Annotated in this window: 21 protein-coding genes and 4 pseudogenes (1 of these 25 running past the window's edge); 8 read left to right on the top strand and 17 right to left on the bottom strand. The window is 67.4% G+C overall.

Annotated elements, in window-relative coordinates; translation table 11 throughout:
* On the bottom strand, window positions 1–63 hold the 5' portion of the coding sequence (locus V8F63_RS00465) for a rhomboid family intramembrane serine protease (RefSeq protein ID WP_029972366.1). It extends 606 nt beyond the left edge of the window; 63 of the gene's 669 nt are visible here — the first part of the coding sequence; the start codon lies at window positions 61–63; the stop codon falls past the left edge of the window.
* 143 nt (window positions 64–206) lie between these two features.
* Between V8F63_RS00465 and hfaA the strand changes: the two genes are divergently transcribed.
* From hfaA to V8F63_RS00490, 5 genes and pseudogenes are all read left to right on the top strand, one after another.
* Complete coding sequence (gene hfaA / locus V8F63_RS00470) at window positions 207–626, top strand: holdfast anchoring protein HfaA (protein ID WP_035302070.1); 420 nt, start codon at window positions 207–209, stop codon at window positions 624–626.
* Window positions 623–1,643: pseudogene (hfaB, locus tag V8F63_RS00475) on the top strand (holdfast anchoring protein HfaB). Before hfaA ends, hfaB begins: the two are co-directional and overlap by 4 nt.
* Window positions 1,570–2,823 carry a holdfast anchor protein HfaD gene (gene hfaD / locus V8F63_RS00480; RefSeq protein WP_392354182.1) on the top strand — a complete coding sequence of 418 codons (1,254 nt, stop codon included), beginning with the start codon at window positions 1,570–1,572 and terminating at the stop codon, window positions 2,821–2,823. Before hfaB ends, hfaD begins: the two are co-directional and overlap by 74 nt.
* Before the next feature lie 350 nt (window positions 2,824–3,173).
* Window positions 3,174–4,126, top strand: a pseudogene (locus tag V8F63_RS00485) (pitrilysin family protein); the annotation flags it as partial.
* Window positions 4,127–5,469: 1,343 nt separating this feature from the next.
* The gene (locus V8F63_RS00490; RefSeq protein WP_392354183.1) at window positions 5,470–5,835 is read left to right on the top strand and encodes a hypothetical protein; all 366 of its coding nucleotides are present in this window, start codon (window positions 5,470–5,472) and stop codon (window positions 5,833–5,835) included.
* A 113-nt stretch (window positions 5,836–5,948) separates the two neighbouring features.
* Here V8F63_RS00490 and V8F63_RS00495 read toward each other — a convergent pair whose 3' ends face one another.
* Entirely contained in the window at window positions 5,949–6,854 is a 906-nt protein-coding gene (locus V8F63_RS00495) for a hypothetical protein (RefSeq protein ID WP_392354184.1), read from the bottom strand.
* A 189-nt stretch (window positions 6,855–7,043) separates the two neighbouring features.
* Window positions 7,044–7,574 carry a gamma carbonic anhydrase family protein gene (locus tag V8F63_RS00500; protein WP_025976582.1) on the bottom strand — a complete coding sequence of 177 codons (531 nt, stop codon included), beginning with the start codon at window positions 7,572–7,574 and terminating at the stop codon, window positions 7,044–7,046.
* A gap of 299 nt (window positions 7,575–7,873) precedes the next feature.
* Between V8F63_RS00500 and V8F63_RS00505 the strand changes: the two are divergent.
* Window positions 7,874–8,652 (top strand): annotated as a pseudogene (locus tag V8F63_RS00505) (PhoH family protein).
* Window positions 8,653–8,953: 301 nt separating this feature from the next.
* Here the strand turns inward: V8F63_RS00505 and dxs are convergent.
* The 5 genes from dxs to V8F63_RS00530 form a co-directional block, all read right to left on the bottom strand.
* On the bottom strand, window positions 8,954–10,864 hold the full coding sequence (gene dxs, locus V8F63_RS00510; protein WP_392354185.1) for a 1-deoxy-D-xylulose-5-phosphate synthase: 1,911 nt from the start codon (window positions 10,862–10,864) through the stop codon (window positions 8,954–8,956).
* Window positions 10,865–10,931: 67 nt separating this feature from the next.
* Window positions 10,932–11,804 carry a polyprenyl synthetase family protein gene (locus tag V8F63_RS00515; protein WP_145915938.1) on the bottom strand — a complete coding sequence of 291 codons (873 nt, stop codon included), beginning with the start codon at window positions 11,802–11,804 and terminating at the stop codon, window positions 10,932–10,934.
* Between the two features lie 35 nt (window positions 11,805–11,839).
* The gene (locus V8F63_RS00520) at window positions 11,840–12,196 is read right to left on the bottom strand and encodes a tRNA-binding protein (protein WP_313633503.1); all 357 of its coding nucleotides are present in this window, start codon (window positions 12,194–12,196) and stop codon (window positions 11,840–11,842) included.
* Window positions 12,196–12,453, bottom strand: coding sequence for an exodeoxyribonuclease VII small subunit (locus V8F63_RS00525; protein WP_004370819.1), 258 nt, complete (start codon window positions 12,451–12,453; stop codon window positions 12,196–12,198). The genes V8F63_RS00520 and V8F63_RS00525 overlap by 1 nt, the downstream gene beginning before the upstream one ends.
* A 60-nt stretch (window positions 12,454–12,513) precedes the next feature.
* The gene (locus V8F63_RS00530) at window positions 12,514–13,029 is read right to left on the bottom strand and encodes a histidine phosphatase family protein (protein WP_392354186.1); all 516 of its coding nucleotides are present in this window, start codon (window positions 13,027–13,029) and stop codon (window positions 12,514–12,516) included.
* Between the two features lie 355 nt (window positions 13,030–13,384).
* Here V8F63_RS00530 and V8F63_RS00535 point away from each other — a divergent pair, with 355 nt between their 5' ends.
* Together V8F63_RS00535 and V8F63_RS00540 are read left to right on the top strand one after the other, a co-directional pair.
* A complete protein-coding gene (locus V8F63_RS00535; protein WP_392354187.1) occupies window positions 13,385–13,912 on the top strand; it encodes a GNAT family N-acetyltransferase in 528 nt (175 codons plus the stop codon).
* Between the two features lie 21 nt (window positions 13,913–13,933).
* Window positions 13,934–15,112 carry a VWA domain-containing protein gene (locus V8F63_RS00540; RefSeq protein ID WP_392354188.1) on the top strand — a complete coding sequence of 393 codons (1,179 nt, stop codon included), beginning with the start codon at window positions 13,934–13,936 and terminating at the stop codon, window positions 15,110–15,112.
* Between the two features lie 54 nt (window positions 15,113–15,166).
* Here the strand turns inward: V8F63_RS00540 and V8F63_RS00545 are convergent, their stop codons facing one another.
* The 9 genes and pseudogenes from V8F63_RS00545 to V8F63_RS00585 all read right to left on the bottom strand — a co-directional run bounded on the left by V8F63_RS00545 (window position 15,167) and on the right by V8F63_RS00585 (window position 23,447).
* Window positions 15,167–15,343, bottom strand: coding sequence for a CsbD family protein (locus V8F63_RS00545; protein ID WP_134581420.1), 177 nt, complete (start codon window positions 15,341–15,343; stop codon window positions 15,167–15,169).
* 56 nt (window positions 15,344–15,399) lie between these two features.
* A complete protein-coding gene (locus V8F63_RS00550; RefSeq protein ID WP_312448853.1) occupies window positions 15,400–15,876 on the bottom strand; it encodes an NUDIX domain-containing protein in 477 nt (158 codons plus the stop codon).
* A gap of 48 nt (window positions 15,877–15,924) precedes the next feature.
* A complete protein-coding gene (locus V8F63_RS00555; protein WP_235599189.1) occupies window positions 15,925–16,938 on the bottom strand; it encodes a sensor histidine kinase in 1,014 nt (337 codons plus the stop codon).
* A gap of 32 nt (window positions 16,939–16,970) precedes the next feature.
* A complete protein-coding gene (locus V8F63_RS00560) occupies window positions 16,971–17,369 on the bottom strand; it encodes a response regulator (RefSeq protein ID WP_029673612.1) in 399 nt (132 codons plus the stop codon).
* Window positions 17,332–18,924: a CHASE3 domain-containing protein gene (locus V8F63_RS00565; RefSeq protein WP_392354189.1), complete on the bottom strand. Its 1,593-nt coding sequence runs from the start codon at window positions 18,922–18,924 to the stop codon at window positions 17,332–17,334. Before V8F63_RS00565 ends, V8F63_RS00560 begins: the two co-directional genes overlap by 38 nt.
* Before the next feature lie 55 nt (window positions 18,925–18,979).
* Window positions 18,980–21,078: pseudogene (gene flhA, locus V8F63_RS00570) on the bottom strand (flagellar biosynthesis protein FlhA).
* 56 nt (window positions 21,079–21,134) lie between these two features.
* Complete coding sequence (gene bla / locus V8F63_RS00575; protein WP_392354998.1) at window positions 21,135–21,920, bottom strand: class A beta-lactamase; 786 nt, start codon at window positions 21,918–21,920, stop codon at window positions 21,135–21,137.
* Window positions 21,857–22,033 carry a hypothetical protein gene (locus V8F63_RS00580; RefSeq protein WP_392354190.1) on the bottom strand — a complete coding sequence of 59 codons (177 nt, stop codon included), beginning with the start codon at window positions 22,031–22,033 and terminating at the stop codon, window positions 21,857–21,859. Before V8F63_RS00580 ends, bla begins: the two co-directional genes overlap by 64 nt.
* A 4-nt stretch (window positions 22,034–22,037) precedes the next feature.
* Entirely contained in the window at window positions 22,038–23,447 is a 1,410-nt protein-coding gene (locus V8F63_RS00585) for a sigma-54 dependent transcriptional regulator (RefSeq protein ID WP_392354191.1), read from the bottom strand.
* Between the last annotated feature and the right edge of the window lies 1 nt (window position 23,448).

Here is a 23,448-nt window from a genome sequence, read left to right on the forward strand (position 1 = left end):
GAAGGGCGCGTTGAACATCTTTTCGCGCGGCGGTCGCGGCGAACGGGCGTCAGATTGGGACATTCGTCCTTGATGGGGCCAGTCGCATTCCAGCTCAAGCCGTCGTTTTGCGCCATTCCGAGACTGATATGGGCTGGCATGGTCATTGCGAGGGGCCTTCCAGAAGTTCTCGGGAGCGCCTGATGCCGTCTCATAGACTGACACTCATGACCGTTGCGGCCGCCGCCGTCGTGCTGGCGGGCCTGCCTGCCGGTTCGGCCGTCGCGCAGTCGACCGGCTCGGCCGGCGCGGGCCAGTTCCAGGCCGGCTACGGCGCCTCGCGCTACACCACCGCCCAGGCCAGCCGCGGCACGACCCGCGACGCCAACGGCAACCGCCTGGTCGTCGACGGCCTCATCCAGCAGAACGGCAGCGCCTATTCGCGAAGCGACAGCAATGCGTCGTCTAGCATTTTCAACGGCGGCGTCGGCTCGAGCGGCGGGACCAACATCGGCGGCTCGACCGCCATCGGCAACAACCTGAATGTGGTGGTCCAGGGCAACCGCAACACGGTCGTCGTCAACTCCAACCAGACCAACACCGGCGACATCAACGCCGGCACCACCCTGAACGGGCCGCGTCCATGAAAATCCCAGCCATCCGTCGCTCGCCAGTGCGCGCCCTCGGCTGCGTCGCCGCCGCCGCCGCCCTGCTGGGCGGTTGCGTCAGCACCTCCGCCGGGCCGTCGGGCCAGTACGCCAAGCCGATCGGCAACGCCCCGGTAACGTCGAACCCGACGCCCTATTCGACCGCGCTCTACTGCCTGGCCGACTATGCGCGCCGCTACAACCTGCCCTCGCCGCGCATGGCCGTGGGTCGGATCAGCGACTACACCGGCTCCATCTCCTCGGACGGCGGCCGCCAGATCACCCAGGGCGCGTCCCTGATGGCCAACACCGCCCTGGCCAAGGCCGGCGCCCGCATCGTCGAGCGCTACGACACCTCGGTGTCGGAGCTTGAGCTGCGCTACGCCAACAACAAGCTGATCGGCGACGACGTGCCGAACGGCGCGCCCCAGGACGCCGCCTTCCGCCGCATCCTGGCCGGTCAGGTGCCGGGCTCGGACTTCTATGTGGTCGGCGGCATCACCGAGGTGAACTACAACATCCGCTCGGGCGGCTTCGACGTCGCCGGCGGCGAAGTGAAACAGAACGGCGGCTCGGGCCTGATCACCGGCAAGGTGTTCGTGATGAACGTCGCGATCGACCTTCGTCTGGTGCAGACCACCACCCTCGAAGTCGTGGATGTCGTCTCCTATCAGAAGCAGATCGTCGGCCGCGAAGTGTCGGCCGGCGTGTTCGACTTCCTGAACGGCAACGTCTTCGACATTTCCGCCGGGTCCAGCGGCCTGGAGCCGGTTCAACTGGCCGTCCGCGCCCTGGTCGAACGCGCCACGGTCGAGTTCATGGCCAATCTGTACGGCGCCCGGCCCGGAAATCTGCCTCAACCCCGCCAACGACCCGCTGGCCGACAGCCCTGTCGGCCCGACGGGCGGCTATTATCCCGCTTACGCAAACACGGACACGAACAATGGCCAGACTCGCGCCGACCCGTCTCGCTGGCACGATCGCCGCGACAGCGCTGTGCGTAGCGGCGGCCGCTGAGGCTTCCGCTCAAGATCGCGGGCTGGTCCTGAATGAGCAGCTCAACCTTGGCGACGTCATCAGCGGTCAGCGCCTGAACGTCGTCAACGTCAGCGACAACGTCGCCGTGTCGAACGCCGCCATGGGCAACGCCCTGTCCGGCGGCGCCGAAGGCCGCGCCGCCGACATCCGCTCGACCCAGGACATGCAAGGCGCCGCGGTCGCGGACACCTCCCTGACCCTGCGCGGCGACACCGGCTACGTGAACAGCGTCACCCAGGCGCGCGGGAACTATCTGGCCGCCACCGCCGTCAACACCGGCGTCGACGTCGAGGCTGGCCAGAACCTGAACGGCGACGTCACGGCGCGCACACGCATCGAAGAAACCGGCGCCCGCCTGAACTACGGCGGCCACATCTCAGCTGACGCCATCGGCAACACCGTCGCCCTGGGCGCCAGCGGCACGGGCGACCAGCGCGGCGCCATCACCGGCCGCGCTGATCAGAACTCAACCGGCCAGATCTACGCCGAGAACGAGGCCCGCTTCACCTACGCCCCGGCCCCGGCCGTCTTCTCCAGCCAGGCTTCGGCCAACGCCGTGCAGGCGACTTCGACCCCGAACTCGCACCAGGACCTGTCAGTCGCCCAGAACGCCTCGGGCGCCGGCGTCACCGCCTGGACCGGCGTGTGGGCGGGCAACGCCTGGGACATCGCCGGACGCAGCCGCGCCGCCTCCAACCAGGCCGCCTTCTATAATCAGGGCGGTTCGCTGGTCGTGGACGTGGACCAGCAGAACTCGGCCGAGGTGCTGTCGCGCACCGAAGTCAGCTCCTACGACTTCGGCGCCGCCTATTCGACCGCCGAGGCTGTCGGCAACGAGGTTCATGCGGGCAACAACGACATCTATGTCAGCATCGACAACACCCAGATGAACACCGGCGGCGTCACCGCCAGCGCCGGCTTCACCGGCCAGAACGGCTATGACGCCTATGTCGGCGCCAATGCGGCGGGCAACGCCGTCACCGGCTTCGCCTGCTCGACCTGCGGCGGCGACCTGAACGTTCGCAACAGCCAGACCAATGTCGGCGACGTGCGCGCCACGGCGACCGCCACCGTCAACGGTTGGGGCCGCAATGTCGTCGCCGGCGCCAACGCCGTCGGCAACACGGCGACCTTCTATGTCGCCCGACCGGGAAATTAACTTTCGGTAACTTGAGCTAGTCAAGCTCGTTTGTCACCGTAAGCAGGCGCGGGGCTGAAGACGCTTCGCGCCTGTCTTACGTGCAGGGCCGCAATCAGTCCCGGGGCCGCCCGCTCGCACGTCGCGGAGACCACCGAATGCGATCCCCTCGCCGCCTGCTCCTGCTCGCCGCGTCCAGCCTCGCCCTGATGGGCGGCGCGGCCCTCCCTGCCGTTGCTTTGACGCCGGCTTCGGCCGTCGCGACGCAGAACGCCCAACCCTCCAAGCCCTGGGCCCAGGCGGCCAGCGACATCCCGGCTGACTCGGCCGTGCGCTTCGGCGTCCTGCCCAACGGGATGCGCTACGCCATCATGAAGAACGCCACCCCGCCGGGTCAGGCGTCGCTGCGCCTGCGGATCGCGGCCGGTTCGCTGATGGAGAACGACGACCAGCTGGGTCTGGCCCACTTCATGGAGCATATGGCCTTCAACGGCACGACGAACGTGCCGGAGAACGAGCTGCTGCGATTCTGGAGCGTCTCGGCCTGGCCTTCGGCGCCGACACCAACGCCTTCACCAGCTTTGACCAGACCGCCTATACCCTGGAGCTGCCGCGCACCAACGACGAGACGGTCGACACCTCGCTGCGGATCATGCGGGAGCAGGTCTCGGAAGCCCTGATGAAGGCCGAGGACATCGATTCCGAACGCGGCGTGATCGAAGGCGAAGAGCGCCTGCGCAACACCCCGGCCCTGCGCTCGCTGAAAGCCCAGATCGCCTTGCTGGCGCCGGGCCAGCGCCTGTCGAATCGCCTGCCGATCGGCGACCTCAGCATCATCCGCAGCGCGCCTCGCGAACGCTTCGTCGAGTTCTACGAGGCCTATTACCGCCCCGAGCGCGCGACCATGATCGCCGTCGGCGACTTCGACGTCGATCAGATGGAAGCCAAGATCAAGGCGACCTTCTCGGACTGGACGCCCAAGGCCGCCGATGGCCCCGAGCCCGATCTGGGACAGGTCGCCCCGCGCCAGCCCGAGACCCGCATCCTGGTCGAGCCCGGCGTGCAGTCGTCGGTTCAGCTGAACTGGATCCGCAACCCTGACCTCGATCCCGATACAGCGTCTGAACGCCGCGACGCCATGCTGCAAGGCCTGGGCATGGCCGTGCTGAACCGCCGTCTGGGTGAACTGGCCCGCGCGGACAACCCGCCCTTCATCGGCGCCGGCGGCGGACAGGGAACCCTGTTCAAGACCCTGGACCTCGCCAGCGTCTCAGCCGCCTTCAATCCCGGCGGCATCCAGCGCGCGCTGGAAACCATCGAGCAGGAACAGCGCCGCCTGGTTCAGTTCGGCGTGTCCCAGATCGAACTGGATCGCGAGATCGCCAACAGCCGCGCCGCGCTGGAAACGGCGGTCCAGGCCGCCGCCACGCGCAGCACCCCGGCCCTGGCCAACGCCCTGCTGGGCGCCGCCAACGACGACAAGGTCTTCTCCTCCCCCGCCACCAACCTGGCGCTCTTTGAAGCTACGGTGAAAGACCTTCAAGCGGCTCAGGTCAGCGAAGCCGTCAAGCGCGCCTTCGAGGGCCAGGGTCCGTTGGCTCTGGTCGTCACGCCCGAGCCGATCGAAGGCGGCGAGGCCGGCGTCACCGCCCTGCTGGAAGCCAGCCGCGCCACGCCGGTCGCCGCCCCGGCGGAACAGGCCGCTCTGGACTGGCCCTACGCCGACTTCGGCGCCGCCGCCACGCCCGCCTCGACCACCGAAGTCGCCGCCGTCGGCGCCACCATCGTCACCTTCCCCAACGGCGTGCGCCTGACCGTCAAGCCGACGACCTTCAAGGACCAGCAGATCCTGATCTCGGTCCGCACCGGCATCGGCGAGATGGGCCTGCCGGCCGATCGTTTCACCGCTCAGTCCCTGGCCCCGATGGTCTTCACGGCCGGCGGTCTCGGCAAGCTGACGGCCGACGAGTTGAACCGCGTCCTGACCGGAAAAATCTACGGCGCCGGTTTCAGCATCGACAGCGACGCCTATCAGTTGTCAGGCCACCCGGCCGGCCGATCTGCAACTGCAGATGCAGGTGCTGGCCGCATATCTGACCGATCCGGGCCTGCGCCCTGCGCCGTTCGAGCAGATCAAGGCCGTGCTGCCGCAGGTGATCATGCAGCAGATGGCGACCCCCGGCGCGCCTTCGGCCTTCAGGCCTCGGGTCTGCTGGCCAGCGGCGACAAGCGCGAATCCATGCCGTCGCCCGCAGAAATCGCCGCCTTCACCCTGGATGAACTGAAGCAGGGCGTGGTTCAGGGTCTGGCGACGGGCCCGATCGACATCATCATGGTCGGCGACGTCAAGATCGAGGACGCGGTGGCTTCGGTCGCCTCGACCTTCGCCGCCCTGCCCGCCCGCGCCCCGGCCGCCCAGCCTCTGGCCGGGTCGGACCAGCGCCGCTTCCCGGCGCCGACGGCCCAGCCGATCCGCCTGACCCACGCCGGTCCGGCCGAGCAGGGCCTGGCCTATATCGCCTGGCCGACCACAGACGCCGTCAACGACCGCACCGAAGCGCGCAAGGCCTCTATCCTGGCTGAGGTGCTGAAACTGCGCGTCCTGGACGAGATCGCGAAAAGCAGGCCTTGGCCTATTCGCCGGGCGTGCGCGCCTCGTCGTCCGACGTGTTCGCGGGCTACGGCTCCATCTCGATCACCGCCGACACGGCTCCGGAAAAGTTCGACGCCTTCTTCACCGCCGTGGACGCCATCATCGCCGACCTGCGCGACAAGCCGGTCAGCGAGGACGAGTTGAACCGCGCGCGCCTGCCGGTGATCGAAAGCCTGCGCCGCAGCCAGGCGGGCAATGAATACTGGCTGGGTCAACTGGAGGATCTAGCCGCCAAGCCCGCCTCCCTGGAGCAGATCCAGACGCATATCAGCGATCTGGAATCCTTCACCGCCGCCGACCTTCAGGCGGCCGCGCGCCAGTATCTGAAACCGGATGCGGCGTGGAAGGCCGAGGTGGTCTCGGTCAACGCCACTCAATAACGAAGAAAGGGCCCCGTTCTGCAAGGAACGGGGCCCAGTCGTTTAGGCCTATCGACGGAGAGTCGATGGCTGACCCTAGACGATCGCGTCTGTCGCCAGGCTGAACAGCGGGTTCAGAAAACCCGGCCGCCGACCCCGCCATCCATCATGATCATGCCGGTCGAGGCGGCGCCTTCGACCATTTCCTCACGATATTCGGTGTAGGACTCTTCACGGATCATGGTCAGCACCTTCACGCCCGCGCCATAGCGGCGCAGCAGCGAGCGCTCGTTGCACTGACGCGCCTGCTTTTCAGGGCGGCATTCCAGACGGCCGCCTGCGCCGTGCCACAGGGCGTCGCCCTTGTTGCAGGCCGTGGTTTCGCCCGGCGCGCCTTCAGCGTCGCTGATGGTCCACTGCAGCTTGGTGCCCGCCAGACAGCGGAACAGTTCGCCGTCATAGCTGTTGGCCACGTCGCGGCCCGGCGTCACCTGCGACGCCGGGTGCGGCACATTGCGGTCGTCGATGCAGACGGCCTGCAGCACGACCTGCTTCTCGATGCGGCGCGTGGCGGTGAAGGGCACCCGCACCGACTGCATCCCGCCCTGGACGTTCAGGCCCTGAATGGTGGTGGGATAGGGCTGGTCGACGTTGAAATAAGCCCCGCCGCCGCCCGCCACGATCACCGTGGACGCCGCGCGCGAACCGGCCCAGGCACGCGCCGAGGCGTTGGCGCTGGCGTTCGCATTGACATTGACGTTGACGTTCACATTGCCCCCGCCCGAGCCGCAGCACGGAGGAGGCGGAGGCGGCAGGCAACCGCCTCCTCCGCAGGGAGGCGTCACCGGCGGGCGCGGCGGCAGACAGCCGCTGGGGCCGCAACCGCCGCCGGGCGGCGTCACCGGCGGGGTGATCGGCGTCGGCGGAGGCAAGATCGGCGTGGGCGGCGGCGGCGGCAGGCAACTGGACGGCCCGCACTGCGCCGCAGCCGCATCAGCAACCGCCATCAGCCCCACAAAGGCCACAGCGCCCGCCAGCATTTTCGTAATCCCTATCCGCATGGGATCGGACTCCTGCATTGATCGTCAGCAGGACCAATGCAAGCGCCGGGCCGTTTCGAGTGTCCGCCAATGGGCTGTTTCATCCCCTCCTGCGCGAGTTTGCGCCGTTCCGGCCCCTTAGCCGCAGCGCCTGTCCCATTGTGACCCGTGCCATTGTGGGGCGACGGGTCAGTCGATCCGCTTCAGGTCCGTCACATAGCGCCGCCAGTTCTGGACATAGTGCTGCGCCGACATGCGAAGGCCCTCGATCTGACCCTCTTCCAATTCCCGCACCACCTTGCCGGGCTGGCCCATGACCAGACTGTTGTCGGGAATGACCTTGCCCTCGGTGATCAGGGCGTTGGCGCCGATCAGGCAGTTCTTTCCGATACGCGCCCCGTTCAGGATGACCGCGCCGATGCCGATCAGGCTGTTGTCGCCGATCTCGCAGCCGTGCAGCATCACCTTGTGCCCCACCGTGACCCCGGCGCCGATCGTCAGAGGCGATCCCAGGTCGGTGTGCAGGATGCTGCCGTCCTGAATATTGCTGTCGGCCCCGATGACGATGGGATCGTTGTCGCCGCGCAGCACAGCGTTGAACCAGATGCTGGCGCCCGGATGCAGAATCACATTTCCTAGGACGGTCGCACTGGGCGCAATCCAGTATTCGCCTTCCGCTGGAAGCTGAGGCTTGCTGTCGCCCAGACTGTAAACACTCATCCGCACACCGCCTATTCTTCTTAAAATGAAGGCTTTAACCCTTCAGAAACCACGTTAGCATCAGACTGTTGATGCGATTCGGTCGGCCCCATTCGCCCCCGGATCCGAAGCCGGATCAAGCCCGGTCCGGTCAGATGCTGGAGAATGCGCTTGGCGTGTTCACGACCAGTCGGGGGACGGCGACGCACCTGCTGCGGCGAAGACCCTGCGACCGTTCGGGACGGCTGTGCGACTTCGGCCCCCACCTCTCCCACCGACGACCAAGGCGAGACCCAGCCGGGCTCGCCTTTTTTCATGCCCTGGAGGCGTCCATGAGCAAACGATCGGCCATCAAGCGTCAGCTGCGCGAAGGCGTGCTGGATTCGCCCGAATTCCTTCAGGATGCCAAAGTCCGGCGATTGCCCGCCCGCATCGGCGGCTGGTCGCCCGTCCCCTCGAACGACGAGCGCGACCAGGCCTATCTCAAGACGCTGAAGCCCAAGTCGGACGGCCAGGCCGCACTGATGAAGGCCGTCGACCACGCCAACCTGGTGCTGGCGCTGGGCCCGGCGGGCACCGGCAAGACCTATCTGGCCGTGGCCAAGGCGGTCGAGGCGCTGGAGGCGGGCAAGGTCGGCCGCATCGTCCTGAGCCGTCCCGCCGTCGAGGCCGGGGAATCGATCGGCTTCCTGCCAGGCGACATGGAGGACAAGCTGGCCCCTATCTGCGCCCGCTCTACGACGCCCTGTCGGACCGGCTCAGCATGAAGCGGGTCAAGGCGCTGATGGCCGAAGGTCTGATCGAGATCGCCCCCATCGGCTATATGCGCGGCCGCACGCTGAACAACGCCTTCATCGTCGTGGATGAGGCGCAGAACTGCACCTACGTCCAGTTGAAGATGCTGCTGACCCGGCTGGGCTGGCACTCGACCATGGTGGTGACGGGCGACCCGCACCAGTCGGACCTGCTGCCCGGCGTGTCGGGGCTCTCCGACATCGCTGAGCGGCTGGAGGCCGTGCCCGAGATCGCCGTGGTGCGCCTGGCCGAACGCGACATCGTGCGCCACCCGCTGGTCGCCAGCATGATCGGGGTGCTGTGACCCGAGCCTTCCTCGGATGAGGGGACGAAAAAATAGAGTCCAATTCGTCTGAATCGTCTGAAATCTCCCCTCGGCCCGCGCGCAGTCTAGCACAGGCGCCGAGGGGGATGGTCGATTGCGTTGCGATCCATGCCCTTCTCCCCTTGTGGGAGAAGGTGGGCGCCGGAGGCGCTCGGATGAGGGGTGCTTACGCCCTCTTTCGCCGCTCAAGCGCCAGCGGAAACGGCTTGTCGTGGCGCCGACACCCCTCATCCGGTCCTGACGGACCACCTTCTCCCACAAGGGGAGAAGGAAAATCGGTTTACGCCCGCACGGCCCGGCTGGCGTCGACGCCCAACGCCGTAGAGGCGGCGGCGGCGATGTGCTCGGCGTTCAGGCCGGCCTGGGCGTACATGATCTCGGGCTTGTCCTGGTCCTGGAAGATGTCGGGCAGGTGCAGGGTGCGGACCTTGAGCCCGGCGTCCAGCGCGCCCTTCTCGGCCAGCAGTTGCAGCACGAAGGCGCCGAAGCCGCCCATGGCGCCCTCTTCGACCGTGATCAGGGCCTCGTGCTCGCGCGCCAGACGCAGGATCAGATCGGCGTCAAGCGGCTTGGCGAACCGGGCGTCGGCGACGGTGGCCGAGACGCCCTTGGCCGCCAGCAGATCGGCCGCCTTCAGCGATTCCTGCAGGCGGGTGCCCAGCGACAGGATGGCAACCGACGTGCCTTCGCGCACGATGCGGCCCTTGCCGATCTCCAGCGGGGCGGCCAGTTCGGGGATGTCGACGCCCACGCCCTCGCCCCGCGGATAGCGGAAGGCGCTGGGGCGATCGTCGATGGCCAGGGAGGTCGAGATCATGGCCGCCAGTTCGGCCTCGTCCGCCGCCGCCATCAGCACCATGCCCGGCAGTGCGCCCATATAGCCGATGTCGAACGACCCGGCGTGGGTCGCGCCGTCCGCGCCCACCAGACCGGCGCGGTCCATGGCGAAGCGCACCGGCAGGGACTGAATCGCCACATCGTGGACGACCTGATCATAGCCGCGCTGCAGGAAGGTCGAGTAGATGGCGCAGACCGGCTTCATGCCGTCGGCGGCCAGGCCGGCGGCGAAGGTTACAGCATGCTGTTCGGCGATGCCGACGTCGAAGGTGCGATCCGGGAAGGCCTGGCCGAACAGGTCCAGCCCCGTGCCCGACGGCATGGCGGCGGTGACGGCCATGATGGTCGGATCGGCTTGCGCGTGCTTGATCAGCTCGGTCCCGAACACCTTGGTGTAGCTGGGGGCGTTGGAGACGGCCTTGGCCTGCTTGCCCGACACCACGTCGAACTTGACCACGGCGTGCAGCTTGTCGGCGCTGCTCTCGGCCGGGGCGTAACCCTTGCCCTTCTGGGTGACGACGTGGACCAGCACCGGGCGGTCGGTGATGGCGGCCGCGTTCTTCAGGATGGGGACCAGATTCTCCATGTCGTGGCCGTCGATCGGCCCAATGTAGTAGAAGCCCAGCTCCTCGAAGAAGGTGCCGCCTACGATCATGCCGCGAGCGTATTCCTCGGCCTTGCGCGCGGCGTCGCGGAAGGGGCGCGGCATGTGGTCGACGAACTTCTTCCCGACCTTGCGGATGTTCTGATAGGTCCCGCCCGAGACCTGCTTGGCCAGATAGGCGCTCATGCCGCCGACGGGCGGGGCGATCGACATGTCGTTGTCGTTCAGGATGACCATCAGCTGGCCGTTTGTGGCCTCGGCCGCGTTGTTCATCGCCTCATAGGCCATGCCCGCAGACATGGAGCCGTCGCCGATCACGGCCACGACGCGGTTGTTCCCGCCCTTGGCGTCCCGCGCGGCGGCGAAGCCGAGCGCCGCCGAGATGGAGGTCGAGGCGTGGGCCGCGCCGAAGGGATCGTATTCGCTCTCGGACCGCTTGGTGAAGCCCGACAGGCCGCCGCCCTGTCTCAATGTGCGAATCCGGTCGCGCCGCCCGGTCAGTATCTTGTGCGGGTAGCACTGGTGGCCGACGTCCCAGATCAGAATGTCCTGCGGCGTCTCGAAGACGTGGTGCAGGGCGACCGTCAGCTCGACCACGCCCAGACCGGCGCCCAGGTGCCCGCCGGTCACGGACACGGCGTCGATGGTTTCCGCGCGCACCTCGTCCGCCAGCTGTTTCAGCTGGGGAATGTCGAAGCCCCGCGTGTCGGCGGGAAACTTGACGGAGTCGAGAAGCGGGGTCTTGGACATGGGGATCGGGGGCCTTCAGACGACGAGGCGTCAAACAGTAACCCGCTGAGGGCGGGCGCGTTTCCTATCAGGACCGGCGCTTGAGCACAAAGTCCACGCTGGCCTTGAGGATTTCGGCGTCATGGCCGAACAGGTCAAGGTGCGAGCGGGCCTGATCGGCCAGGTGCGCGACCCTCTGTCGCGCCGCCTCGACCCCCAGCAGGGTGACGAAGTTGGTCTTGCCCAGGGCCGCGTCCTTGCCGCCCGCGGCCTTGCCCATCTCCTCGGCCGAACCTTCCGCATCCAGAACATCGTCGACGATCTGATAGGCCAGGCCGATGTCGTGGGCGAAACTGGTCAGGGCGTGCCAGGCCGCTTCATTGGCGTCGGCGACGATCAGCGGGATTTCGAACGCGTAGGCGAACAGGGCGCCGGTCTTCAGCCGCTGCATCCGGGCGACGCCGCCCAGATCGTCGCGGACGCCCATCAGGTCGATCATCTGACCGCCCGCCATGCCGCGCGCGCCAGACGCAAAAGACAGACGACGCGCCAGTTCGCAGCGCACGGCCGCCTCGTCGTGGGTGTCCTCATCCAGAATGATGTCGAAGGCCGCAGTCTGAAGCGCGTCGCCCGCCAGGATGGCGGTCGCCTCGTCATAGGCGATGTGCAGGGTCGGGCGGCCGCGCCGCACGTCGTCGTCGTCCATCGCCGGCAGATCGTCATGCACCAGCGAATAGGCGTGGACGCATTCCAGCGCGCAGGCGGCGCGCAGGACGGCGCGGTCGTCCGCCTCCAGCATCCGGCCCGCCTCGATGGCGAAGAAGGGACGCAGCCGCTTGCCCGGCCCCAGGGCGGCGTAACGCATGGCCTCGGTCAGGCGCACTTCCGGTCCGTCGGCGCGCGGCAACAGTTCATCCAGCGCCACGGTGACGACGTCAGCGACCTCGGCGACGCGGTCGATGACGGCCTGCTCGGGCGAGTTGGCGGCCAGCACCTTCAAAACAGCCTCCCGCCCAGCGGCAGGTCGCGATCGACGCCGACCAGGACGACGTTCCCCTCAGCGTCCGGGAAACCGAGCGTGAGCACTTCGGACATCACCGGGCCGATCTGGCGCGGCGGGAAGTTGACGACGGCGGCGACCTTGCGGCCGTCCAGCTGTTCCAGGGTGTAATGATGGGTGATCTGGGCCGAGGACTTCTTGACGCCGATGGCGTCGCCGAAGTCGATGGTCAGCTTATAGGCGGGCTTGCGGGCCTCGGGGAACGGCTCGGCCTTGATGATCCGGCCGATGCGCACATCGACCTTCATGAAGTCGTCGAAGCCGATCTGCGGCGCGATTCCGGCGCCGGACATCAGCCGAACTCGGCCGGTTCGACGCCCTTGGCCTGGCCGTCGGCGCCGACGACGATCTTCTCGACCCGCAGCTGGGCGGCCTTAAGCCGCGCCTCACAGTGGGCCTTCAGCCGCGCGCCCTCTTCGTACAGGGCGATGGACTCTTCGAGCGGCGCCTGACCCGATTCCAGGCGCGAAACGATGCCCTCCAGACGCGACAGGGCGTCCTCGAAGCTGAGATCGGCGGGCACGGCGGGGGAAACGGATGCGTCGGTCATGATGGGCGCAACCTAGAGAGGCGCGCGCGCCGCTTCAACGGCCTTCCTCAGACCGCGACCTCAGCGCCTCTCAAAACGGCGCTGGGACCAGTATTTGAAGCCCTGATTATGCACCAGGCGCCAGCCGTGCGCCTTCAGCCGCCGGCCGACCATGTGGTTGAAATAGCCGTGCGCCAGAACCAGCACGTCGTGGCCCTCCGAGGCGCGGGCGATCAGCACGCGCGCGGCCTGATCGGCGCGGACCTCGGCCTCGGCGCGGGTTTCCTGGCCTTCGTGGTGATTGAAGGCGTGCCACCAGATGCGCGAGATCACGCCCCAATAGCGCGGCGACAGCTTGATCCAGCTTGGGAAGCGCGGCGGCGGCAGCGGCGCCTCGATGAACAGGGCGTCGACCAGCACGTCGCGATCCGGCGCCACCGCGCGCGCGGTCTCCTGCGCGCGCGGTCGGGTCGAGGCGTAGATGGCTCCGGCGCCCTCGGCGGCCGTCAGCAGGGCCTGAGGCGGCGTCTGGCCCGCGCGCAGGCCCCCGATCTCATAGCGGCCCCACCAGTCGCGATACTGGTCCGAGGTGATCATGCATTTGCGCGACAGGGCCGGCTCGCCGTGGCGCGCCAGCGTAATGGCCCCATAGGCGGCTTCACCCCCGCGGAGCGGGCGGCCAAGACCGGCGTCTGAGTTGCAGATTCGGAATGAGTCATGAGTGCAGGAGAAGTCATAGCACGGGGATCGGCCTGTGAAACCAAGGCCTTGGCGTCCCTTAACCTCCCCATCCGAGCATTGACGGGCGCCGCGGACGGCGCACCTTGGACAAAGGTGGTAGCCCCCGTCGCGCGCCCCTGCAACCACACAAAGATGACGAGGCTGCGATGATGTCGCCAAGCCGGTCTCGACACGCCTTCACCCGACGCCCGCCCGGCGCTATGCGTCGGCCATGAGCGCCCCCGTGATCCGCCCCGCCCGTCCTGACGACACCGCCGCCCTGGCCGTGCTGGGGCGCCAGACCTTCATCGACACCTTCGTCACCGGCTTCGGCATTCCTTACCCGGTCGCCGATCTGACGGCCTTCCTGGACGCCAGCTTCAACGCCGAGGCCATCACCACCAAACTTGCCGAGCCGGGCGCCGCCTGGTGGGTGGCCGAGCGCGAGGGCGAGCTGCTGGCCTTCGCCAACGCCGGGCCGAACACCCTGCCCCACCCCGACGGCCGCGCCAGTCACGCCGAGCTGCGCCGCCTCTACGTCGGCAAGCCCGCGCAGGGCCTCGGCCTGGGCACGCAACTGCTGAAGATCGCGCTGGAGTGGATGGAGGCTCACACCGACGGCCCCCTGTGGATCGGCGTCTGGAGCGGCAACGAAAAGGCCCAGAAGCTGTACGCCGCCTACGGCTTCGAGAAGGCTGGCGAGTATCAGTACCCGGTCGGCGCCTGGATGGATGACGAGTTCATCTTGCGGCGCGGCTAGGCGAGGGCCAGTCTTAAGCTCATGCTGCTGCCCTTCTTCACCGCCCTGCGCGAGGCCAAGGTGCCTGTGTCGCTCAAGGAATGGCTCCATCTGATGGAGGCCATGGACAAGGGCGTGGAGGGGCGCGACGTCGAGGCCTTCTACCACCTGTCGCGCGCCGTCCTGGTCAAGGACGAGAAGCATTACGACCGCTTCGATCAGGTCTTCGGCAAGGTGTTCAAGGGGCTGGAGGGCGTCGGCCCCGGCGATGAGATCACCGCCGACATCCCTGAGGACTGGCTGCGGCTGCTGACCGAAAAATACCTGACCGACGAGGAGAAGGCGCAGGTTGAGGCGCTCGGCGGTTTCGACACGCTGATGGAGACGCTGAAGCAGCGGCTGGAGGAGCAGAAGGAGCGCCACCAGGGCGGCAACAAGTGGATCGGCACGGGCGGAACCAGCCCCTTCGGCCACGGCGGCTACAACCCCGAGGGCGTGCGCATCGGCGGCCCCGGCCGTCACGGCCGCGCGGTCAAGGTCTGGGAGAAGCGCGAATACAGGAACCTGGACGACACGGTCGAACTGGGCACGCGCAACATCAAGGTGGCGCTGCGCCGCCTGCGCCGCTTCGCCCGCGAAGGCGCGGCCGAGGAGCTGGATATCGACGGCACCATCGACGGCACGGCGCGCCAGGGGTGGCTGGACATCCACATGCGGCCCGAGCGGCGCAACACCATCAAGGTGCTGCTGTTCCTGGACGTCGGCGGCTCGATGGACGGGCATATCCAGCTGTGTGAAGAGCTGTTCTCGGCCGCGCGGACCGAGTTCAAGAACCTGGAGTTCTTCTACTTCCACAACTGCCTCTACGAAGGCGTGTGGAAGGACAACCGCCGCCGCCACAGCGAGCGCATCCCGACCTGGGACCTGATCCACAAATACCCCGGCGACTGGCGCGCCATCTTCGTCGGCGACGCGACCATGTCGCCGTATGAGGTGACCATGCCCGGCGGCTCGGTCGAGCACTGGAACGAGGAGGCGGGCGCCGTCTGGCTGAAACGCGCCCGCGAACAGTGGGACAAGTCGGTGTGGCTGAACCCCGTGCCCGAACGCTACTGGTCCTACACTCCCTCGGTCAGCCTGATCAGCGAGATGATGGAGCACCGCATGTTCCCCTTGACGCTGGAGGGGCTGGAGCGGGCGATGCGGACGCTGGCGCGATAAAAAACCGCCGCCCAGCAAGGGCGGCGGTCCTTTGGACGAGGGTAGCCTCAGTCCTTACTTGCCCTTCAGGGCGTCCTTGACGCCGCCGACGGCGTTCTGGACCTTGCCTTCGACCTGATCGGCGCGGCCTTCGGCTTTCAGTTTTTCGTCGCCAGTGACCTTGCCGGCGGCTTCCTTGATCTTGCCGCCCATGTTCTTGGCGGCGCCTTCAATGCGGTCGTGATCGGCCATGTTGGACTCCTGTACAGCGACCGCCGGGAATGACGGTCTCTCAGGGAAAACAACCCCTATCGCCGCTGCGGTTCCGAAGCTGCAGCATGACGGTCCCGCAGCCAGCGGGCGACGGCCCAGCTGTGGGCCTCGTGGCGAAGGCTGAACAAGGCGCGCATCGGCTCCATCCAGACCAGCTCATGGTCGGCTTCCTGCTTGGTCGAAGGGTCGGCGCCAGTCACGCTGACCACCCAGACGCCGCCGACGTTGTTCACCGCGGCGCCGTCCGACCTGAGGAAATACTGCCCCGCTTCGGTCAGGCGGTCGACCGGCTCGACGATCAGGCCGGTTTCCTCGGCGAACTCGCGCACCAGGGCCTGCTGTTCGGTCTCGTCGCCGTCCAGGGCGCCGCCGGGCAGGTCGTAATAGACGCCGCCTTCGCCGCGATCCACGCGGACGCAGGCCAGACGGCCGTCGCGCTCAGCGATGCCGAAAACAGCAGGGCGGTGGATATAGTCGAGGCCGGGGCGCGCCGTGCCGAACTGAAGCTTCATTTCACCGAGCTTAAACCCGCCGGGACGCCCGACGGAAGCCCAAAACGGTCAGAGATCAAAGGCGAGACGGGCGCGCACGCCGTGGTGGGCGGAATCCAGCTCGATCGCCGAGCGCAGGCCGCTGGCCATGGCCGAGATGATCTTGGAGCCCAGGCCGGTGCCTTTGGGCGCGCCGTCGCCCAGACCGGGGCCGTCATCCTCGACCGTCAAGAGGGCCCGACTGCCGTCTTCGGCCTTCTGCAGAAGGATGCGGATCTCGCCGGCGGCGCCGGGTTCATAGGCGTATTTCACGGCGTTGGTGACCAGTTCGGTCACGATCACCCCCAGGGACACGGCCTGATCGGTGGTCACCTGAAGAGGTTCAGCGCACAGGGTCAGGCGCGATCCGTCGCCATTGGGACCGATCGACTTGCTCAGCTCCTCGACCAAGCCGGCCAGATATTCGTCCATCTGAACCCGTTCGACGTTCGCCGAGGTGTAGAGGCGGCGATGGACATGGGCGACGGCCTCGATGCGGACCTGGGCCTCGCGCAGGGCGGCCCGCGCGCCTTCGTCGGCGAGCTGGCGCAGTTGCAGGGAGATGAAGCTGGAGACCAGTTGCAGCGAGTTTCCGACGCGATGGTTCACCTCGCGCAGCAGGGCCTCGGCACGGTCGCGCTCTTGACGGACTTCGTCATGCGCGCGCTCGTTTTCGCGCTCCAGCCGGCGACGCAGCAGGGCGTCCTCGATGGCCGAGCGCAACAAGGCGGTGAAGTCCTCGGACACGTCCTTGATGACGTAGTCGGCCGCGCCGGCCCTCAGGGCGGCCACGGCGATGCGCCCGTCCTGCGCCCCGGTCACATAGACCACCGGCGGCGGTTCCGGCAGCGCCAGGATGTCGGGCAGAACGTCCAGACCCTCGCGCCCCGGCATATAGTGATCCAGGGCGCAGACATCGAAGGTTTCGGCCTTCAGCGCCTCATAGCCTGCATCGGCGTCTGGCGCGCAGACCACCTGATAGCCGTGGCGCTCCAGCTCCTTCTGAACCAGGCGCGACAGGCCGCGATCATCGTCGATGTACAAAAGCCGTATGGGGGCCGGGCCTGATCCACGCGTCAGATCTCGGGGGCTTGCATGACGGAGAGGAAGAGACCCAGCTGCCGGATCGCGCCCGCGAAGGCTTCATAGTCGACGGGCTTGGTGATGTAGACGTTGCAGCCCAGGTCGTAGCAGCGCTGGATCTCGCCCTTGTCGTCCGTCGTGGTCAGCACCACCACCGGGGCGCGGCGCAGACGCTCGTCCGCCTTGACCCGTTCCAGGATGTCCGTGCCCGACATGTCCGGCAGATTGAGGTCCAGCAGGATCAGCAGCGGCCCGCTGCGGCGAACCTCTTCCTGAAAGAGATAATCCAGCGCCGCATCCCCATGGTCGAAATGGACGATGTCATTGGCGATATTCGCCCGCCGGATGTTCTTCTCAATGAGCTTGGCGTGGCCGTGGTCGTCCTCGACCATGACGATCTTCACCGAGTGGCTCACAGGCGGTCTCCTTGATGGTCACCCAGCATAACGAGACGCTTCGGAAATTTAGGTAAAAAGTCGAGCCTTCTCCCAATTCGGACTCAACCTCGATCGTGCCGCCCATGCGGCGAACGATGTTGCGCACGAACGCCAGCCCCAGCCCCTCGCCGGGCGTGTCCTGTTTGCCAGAGCGCCGGAACAGTTCGAAAATACGCTCGTGATCGCGAGGCGAGACGCCCCGGCCGTTGTCTCGCACCGCATAGGAGACCCAGCCGTCCGGCTCCTGCCGGCCGCTGACCTCAATATGGATCGGTCGGCCCGGCTGCTGATACTTGACGGCGTTGTCGATCAGATTGCTGAAGACCTGCTCGATCGACAGACGGTCGTTCTCCATCGCAGGCAGGTCGCTGATCGTGATCTCGCCGCCCGTTTCGGCGACCTGGTGACTGACGGTGTCGGCGATGGCGCGGACCATGGCCGTCATCTCGAGCGTCTCGGGCTGCAGGGCGCGACGCCCCTCGCGCGACAGGCGCAGGATGGCGTTGATCAGCCGGTCCATCTTGGCCGTCGAGGTGCGGATAAAGCCCACCGCTTCGGGCGCATCCTCGCGCACCGAACGCAGCGCCTCGGCGTCCACAAGCTCCGGGTGGGTCGCCTCCAGCGCGGTCAGCTGCTGCTCCAGGGCCTTGCTGACCTGCTCAAGCTCGGAGGTGTAGCCCATGACATTGACAAGGGGCGCGCGCAGATCGTGGCTGACGATATAGGCGAACCGCTGGATTTCCTCATTGGCGCGGGTCAGTTCGGCGGTGCGGTCGCGCACCTCGTTTTCTAGCCCGGCGTTGACGCGGTCGAGCTCGAAATGCGCCTCCTCGATCTCGGCCACATAGCGCCGAACCATCCAGACGCTGATGCCGGCGAGGATCAGCACCAGGATCGCCGCAAGGGCGTTGACCGCGACCGTGACCGTCTGGGCCCGCTCGGACTGACGCTTCCTTTCCGTCAGACGCTGCGCCTCGACCACATCCACTGCAGACAGCTCGACGCGGATCTGGTCCATCAGAGACTTGCCGCGACCGTTGCGGATCAAGGACACCGCTTCGCCGATGCGCCCCGTTCGCGTCAGCTCGATCGTGTCCGCCATCAGTTTCAGGCGCTCGCGATAGAGCCCCTTCACCTTGGCCACCCGGCGGGCCTGATCCTCATCGCCGACGGCCAGTTGCTCCATCCGCTCGACCACGCCCGGCAGCTTGGCCACGGCGTTCTCGTACAACCCCAGATATTCGGTGCGAGCGGTCAGCATGAAGCCCCTCTGACCCGTCTCGGCCTCGGTCAGCAGCATCAGCATGTCCTTGGCCGCCAGACGCACCTGCTGGCTGTGATCGACGGTGTCGTTATAGGCCGCCGTCCGCTGGATCATGACGAAGGTCGCGGCGTTGACCGCCATCAGCAGCAGGATGGCCAGGGCCAGAAGCGCGATGATGGAGCGACTGAGGGTCGGGGTGCGCAGGAAGGTTCCGAAGGTGCGCAGGGCCGGCCGAATGCGTTTCATGGCCGGAACCATATTCGCCGCCTGCGCGGTGTCCAGCGATTAACCGTGAAGTCGTCTAAACCGAGCCGACGGTGCGCAGGCGGGCCTTGGGGTGAATCTCATTCTGGCTCATCACCACCGTCTGTCCGCGGAAGCGTTCGATGATGGAGCGAACATAGGGACGCACCTGCGGCCCGGTCAGCAGGACCGGGTTCTCGCCCGTCATGGCGGCGCGCTCGAACACGTCGCGCACGGCGCGGATGAAGTCCTGAAGTTTGCTGGGCGCCATCGCCAGCTGCTTGTCTTCGCCGGGACCGACCAGACTGTCGGCGAAGGCCTGCTCCCATTCCGGCGACAGGGTGACGATGGGCAGAGCGCCGTCGTCGGCCTTGTGCTGCCAGCACAGCTGACGCGCCAGGCGGCTGCGGACATGCTCGACCAGGGTGGAGACGCTGGTGGTGTGCGGCGCGGCCTCGGCCAGGCCTTCGAGAATGGCGGGCAGGTCGCGGATCGACACCTTCTCGCGCAGCAGGGCCTGCAACACGCGCTGAAGCGTCGTCACGGTGACGACCGAGGGGATCAGCTCATCGACCAGCTTCTGCTCCTCGCCTTTCAGCTCCTTCAACAGCTTCTGCACCTCGGCGTAGGACAGCAGCTCGGCCATGTTCTCCTTGAGGATTTCGGTCAGGTGTGTGGTCAGCACCGTCGAAGGGTCGACGATGGTGTAGCCGCGGAAGGTCGCCTCTTCCCTCAGCGACTCGTCGATCCAGGTGGCGGGCAGGCCGAAGGCGGGCTCGCGCGTGTGCTCGCCGGGCAGTTCGACCTGACGCCCCGCAGGGTCCATCGCCATCAGGGAGGACAGACGCACCTCGCCCGAGCCGGCGTCCATCTCCTTGATGCGGATGGCGTAGCCCTGATTGGGCAGGCGCATGTTGTCGAGGATGCGCACGCTGGGCATGACGAAGCCGTATTCCTGAGCCAGCGAACGGCGCAGGGCGCGGATCTGGTCCGTCAGGCGCCGCCCCTCCAGGTCGTTGATCAGCGCCAGCAGGGCGTAGCCCAGCTCGATCTTCACCTCGTCGATGGTCAGGGCGGTGGAGATCGGCTCCTCGACATCCTCCCTGGGTTTGAGGTCCACCGGCTCGGCGGGCGGCGGCTTCAGCCGGTCGCGGCCCAGCTTCCACGCCATGAAGCCGGTCCCCAGCGCCAGCGCCGCAAACGGCAGCAGCGGCATGCCGGGGATCAGGCCGATCAGTCCCGCCGTGCCGGACACCACGCCCAGCGACACGGGGTTGGTGGCCAGTTGGCTGACGAACGCTTTGTCGGCCGAACCCTCGACCCCGGCCTTGGTCACGAGGAAGCCGGCCGCCACCGAGATGATGATGGCCGGGATCTGGGTCACCAGACCGTCGCCGACGGTCAGCTGGACATAGGTGTTGGCCGCCTGCATCGCCGGCATGCCATGCTGGACCACCCCGATCAGCAGGCCGCCGATGGCGTTGATGAAGGTGATGATCAGGCCCGCCACGGCGTCGCCGCGCACGAACTTCGAGGCGCCGTCCATGGCCCCGAAGAAGGTCGATTCCTGCTCCAGCTCCTTGCGGCGCAGCTTGGCCTGCTCCTCGTTGATCAGCCCGGCCGAGAGGTCCGCGTCGATGGCCATCTGCTTGCCCGGCATGGAGTCCAGGGTGAAGCGGGCCGAGACCTCGGCGATGCGGGTCGCGCCCTTGGTGATGACGACGAAGTTCACCACCAGCAGGATGGCGAAGATGATCACCCCGATGATGAAGTTGCCGCCCATCATCAGCTCGCCGAAGGCCTGGATGATCTTGCCGGCGCTGTCGTGACCTTCCTGGCCGTTGCTGAGGATCAGCCGCGTCGAGGCCAGATCAGCCCCAGGCGGAACAGGGTCGAGACCAGCAGCACCGTGGGGAAGATGGCGAAGTCCAGCGGCCGCTTCATCATCACGGCCGTCATCAGGATCAGGACGCTGGAGACGAGCGAGATCGCCAGCAACAGGTCCAGAAGCATCTTCGGGACCGGCAGGATCAGCAGCATGATGACGCCGATGACGCCGACCGCCATGCCGACTTCGCCGCGCATCAACCAGCCGAGCGCATCACGCCCCGTGGGGCGCGCCATGCCGTCCTTCATCAGGTACGGCGCGTCAGCCATGACGACGTGCGAAGGTCATGCCGCCTGATGACAGGATTCGCCAGATCTCATCCATGTCAGCCATGCCCCAGCGCCTTGAGCGCCAGCCGGGCGGCGTCAGCGATGACCGCCTCGCGCTGGGCGTCGGTCGATTCCGGCGTTGCATGGAAATAGACGGCGATAATGATCGGAGCGCCTTCGATGGGATAGACGACGCCGATGTCGTTCACCGGACCGCCGCCGCCCGTGCCGGTCTTGTGCGCGACGGTCCAGCCGGAAGGGACGCCCGCCTTCAGGCGCGCCTGCCCGGTCGGCGACGCCACCATCCACTCCAGAAGCAACCGCTTGGAAGCCGACTCGAGCGGCGAGGCTTCCGACAGGATCAGCCGCTCGATGTTGCGGGCCGACTGCGCGGGCTGGATGGTGTCCTTGTCGCCGTCCGCCCGGTTCAGTTCCGGCTCCAGCCGATCCACGCGGGTCGTCTCATCGCCGATGCCGCGATAGAAGGCGCGCAAGGCGTCCAGTCCGCCCATTTCGCGGATCAGGATGTTGGCGGCGGGGTTGTCGCTGACCTCGACCGCGCCCTTCATCAACTGCTCGATGGTCAGGGTCGAACCAACCGCCGGCGCCGTCACCGGGGCGTGGGCGATCATGTCGGCCTGCGTCACCGGGATCGCCCGGTCCAGCCGCTCCTGCCCGGCCTGAACGCGCAGCAGGGTCGCGGCGGCCAGATACATCTTGAACGTCGAGCAATACAGGAACCGCTCGTCGCCGCGCCAATCGGCGCGCTTGCCCTCGGTCAGGACCGAGACGCCGAGGCGCCCGCCGTGCCGGGCCTCCAGCGCCGACAGGTCCAGGTCGATGCTGACGGGCTCGGCGCCGCTGGCGCCGTCGCGCGCGTGCAGGCGCCGAGAGCCATGCCGCCGGACATCAGGGCGCCGGCGCCGATCAGCAGGGTGCGACGATCGGCGCGCACCGGATCAGCCCGCCGCGCCGTAGGCGGCCGCCACGCCCGACTGGGGCGCCGGGATCGGCGTGCCCTGGTCGGCGTATTCGTTCAGCTTGTTGCGCAGGGTGCGGATGGAGATGCCCAGGATGGTCGCCGCATGGGTACGATTGCCCAGGCAGTGGCTGAGCGTGTCCAGGATCAGGGTCTTCTCCATCTCGGCTACGGTCTGACCGACAAAGCTGCGGGTCACGGCGTCGGCAGCCTGGGCCGCCTGTCCGGCGACCCCGGCGTCATAGGTCGAGGCGGCGGGCGTCGAGGCTCCGTCCCCGCCCAGCAACGGGCGGCCGTCCGGCAGGCGGATGGCGTCGACGTCGATCTCGGATCCGGACGCCAGCAACACCGCGCGGTGCATGGCGTTCTCCAGCTCGCGCACGTTGCCGGGCCAGCGGTGAGCGACCAGGGCGCGCCGGGCCTCAGGGCCGATGGCGCGCGGCGGCACGCCGTTGGCGGCGGCGTATTTCTTGACGAAGTGGTCGGCCAGGACGGCGATGTCGCCAGGGCGTTCGCGCAAAGACGGCAGGCGCAGGTTCACCACGTTGAGGCGATACAGCAGGTCTTCGCGGAAGGTCCCCTCGGCCACGGCCTTGGCCAGGTCGCGGTTGGAGGTGGCGATGATGCGGATGTTGACCGGCACGGGCTTGGAGCCGCCGACGCGGTCGATGACCCGCTCCTGGATGGCGCGCAGCAGCTTGGCCTGAAGCCGGGCGTCCATCTCGCTGATTTCGTCCAGCAGAAGCGTGCCGCCGTCGGCCTCCTCGAACTTGCCGATGCGGCGGGCGACCGCGCCGGTGAAGGCCCCCTTCTCGTGGCCGAACAGCTCGGATTCCAGCAGGTTGTCGGGGATGGCGGCGCAGTTGACGCTGATGAAGGCCTTGTCCGCACGGCGCGAGCTGCTGTGCAGATAGCGGGCCATCACCTCCTTGCCGACGCCGCTCTCGCCGGTGATCAGGATGGAGGCTTCCGAGCGCGCCACCTGATCCGCCAGCTGGATCACCGACTTCATCGCCGGATCCGCCGAGATCATCGGCCGCTCATCGTCGGCCACGGCCGACAGCACCGCGGCGATCAACTCCGCATCGGGCGGCAGGGGGATGAACTCCTTGGCCCCGGCGCGGATGGCGTCCGCCGCCTCGCGGGCATCGGCGTCGACGCCGCAGGCCACGACCGGCACATGGATGCGTTCGGCGTCGTTGGCGGCGATCAGGGCGGCGATGTCGATGCGGTAATCGACCATCAGCAGGTCGGCGCCCTGCCCCCGGCGCAGTTGCTCGGTCGCCTGATCGGCGCGCTCGACGTGCTGGACCTTGGCGCCGTGCGCCATGGCCATCTTCACCGCCGTCGCCAGTTGGCCGCTTAAACGACCCACCACCAGAAGACGCATC

The sequence above is a fragment of the Brevundimonas sp. LF-1 genome, from assembly GCF_037055305.1.
Lineage (GTDB): Bacteria > Pseudomonadota > Alphaproteobacteria > Caulobacterales > Caulobacteraceae > Brevundimonas > Brevundimonas sanguinis.

What these genes read in the sequence shown, in the direction of transcription:
- V8F63_RS00585 (WP_392354191.1), bottom strand. Translation starts at nt 23,447, where the DNA reads ATGCGTCTTCTGGTGGTGGGTCGTTTAAGCGGCCAACTGGCGACGGCG.
- V8F63_RS00560 (WP_029673612.1), bottom strand. Translation starts at nt 17,369, where the DNA reads ATGGTCGAGGACGACCACGGCCACGCCAAGCTCATTGAGAAGAACATC.
- V8F63_RS00535 (WP_392354187.1), top strand. Translation starts at nt 13,385, where the DNA reads ATGAGCGCCCCCGTGATCCGCCCCGCCCGTCCTGACGACACCGCCGCC.
- V8F63_RS00525 (WP_004370819.1), bottom strand. Translation starts at nt 12,453, where the DNA reads ATGACCGACGCATCCGTTTCCCCCGCCGTGCCCGCCGATCTCAGCTTC.
- hfaA (WP_035302070.1), top strand. Translation starts at nt 207, where the DNA reads ATGACCGTTGCGGCCGCCGCCGTCGTGCTGGCGGGCCTGCCTGCCGGT.
- V8F63_RS00530 (WP_392354186.1), bottom strand. Translation starts at nt 13,029, where the DNA reads ATGATCACCTCGGACCAGTATCGCGACTGGTGGGGCCGCTATGAGATC.
- V8F63_RS00565 (WP_392354189.1), bottom strand. Translation starts at nt 18,924, where the DNA reads ATGAAACGCATTCGGCCGGCCCTGCGCACCTTCGGAACCTTCCTGCGC.
- V8F63_RS00500 (WP_025976582.1), bottom strand. Translation starts at nt 7,574, where the DNA reads ATGAGTGTTTACAGTCTGGGCGACAGCAAGCCTCAGCTTCCAGCGGAA.
- hfaD (WP_392354182.1), top strand. Translation starts at nt 1,570, where the DNA reads ATGGCCAGACTCGCGCCGACCCGTCTCGCTGGCACGATCGCCGCGACA.
- dxs (WP_392354185.1), bottom strand. Translation starts at nt 10,864, where the DNA reads ATGTCCAAGACCCCGCTTCTCGACTCCGTCAAGTTTCCCGCCGACACG.
- V8F63_RS00495 (WP_392354184.1), bottom strand. Translation starts at nt 6,854, where the DNA reads ATGCTGGCGGGCGCTGTGGCCTTTGTGGGGCTGATGGCGGTTGCTGAT.
- V8F63_RS00520 (WP_313633503.1), bottom strand. Translation starts at nt 12,196, where the DNA reads ATGTCCGGCGCCGGAATCGCGCCGCAGATCGGCTTCGACGACTTCATG.
- V8F63_RS00550 (WP_312448853.1), bottom strand. Translation starts at nt 15,876, where the DNA reads ATGAAGCTTCAGTTCGGCACGGCGCGCCCCGGCCTCGACTATATCCAC.
- V8F63_RS00545 (WP_134581420.1), bottom strand. Translation starts at nt 15,343, where the DNA reads ATGGCCGATCACGACCGCATTGAAGGCGCCGCCAAGAACATGGGCGGC.
- V8F63_RS00540 (WP_392354188.1), top strand. Translation starts at nt 13,934, where the DNA reads ATGCTGCTGCCCTTCTTCACCGCCCTGCGCGAGGCCAAGGTGCCTGTG.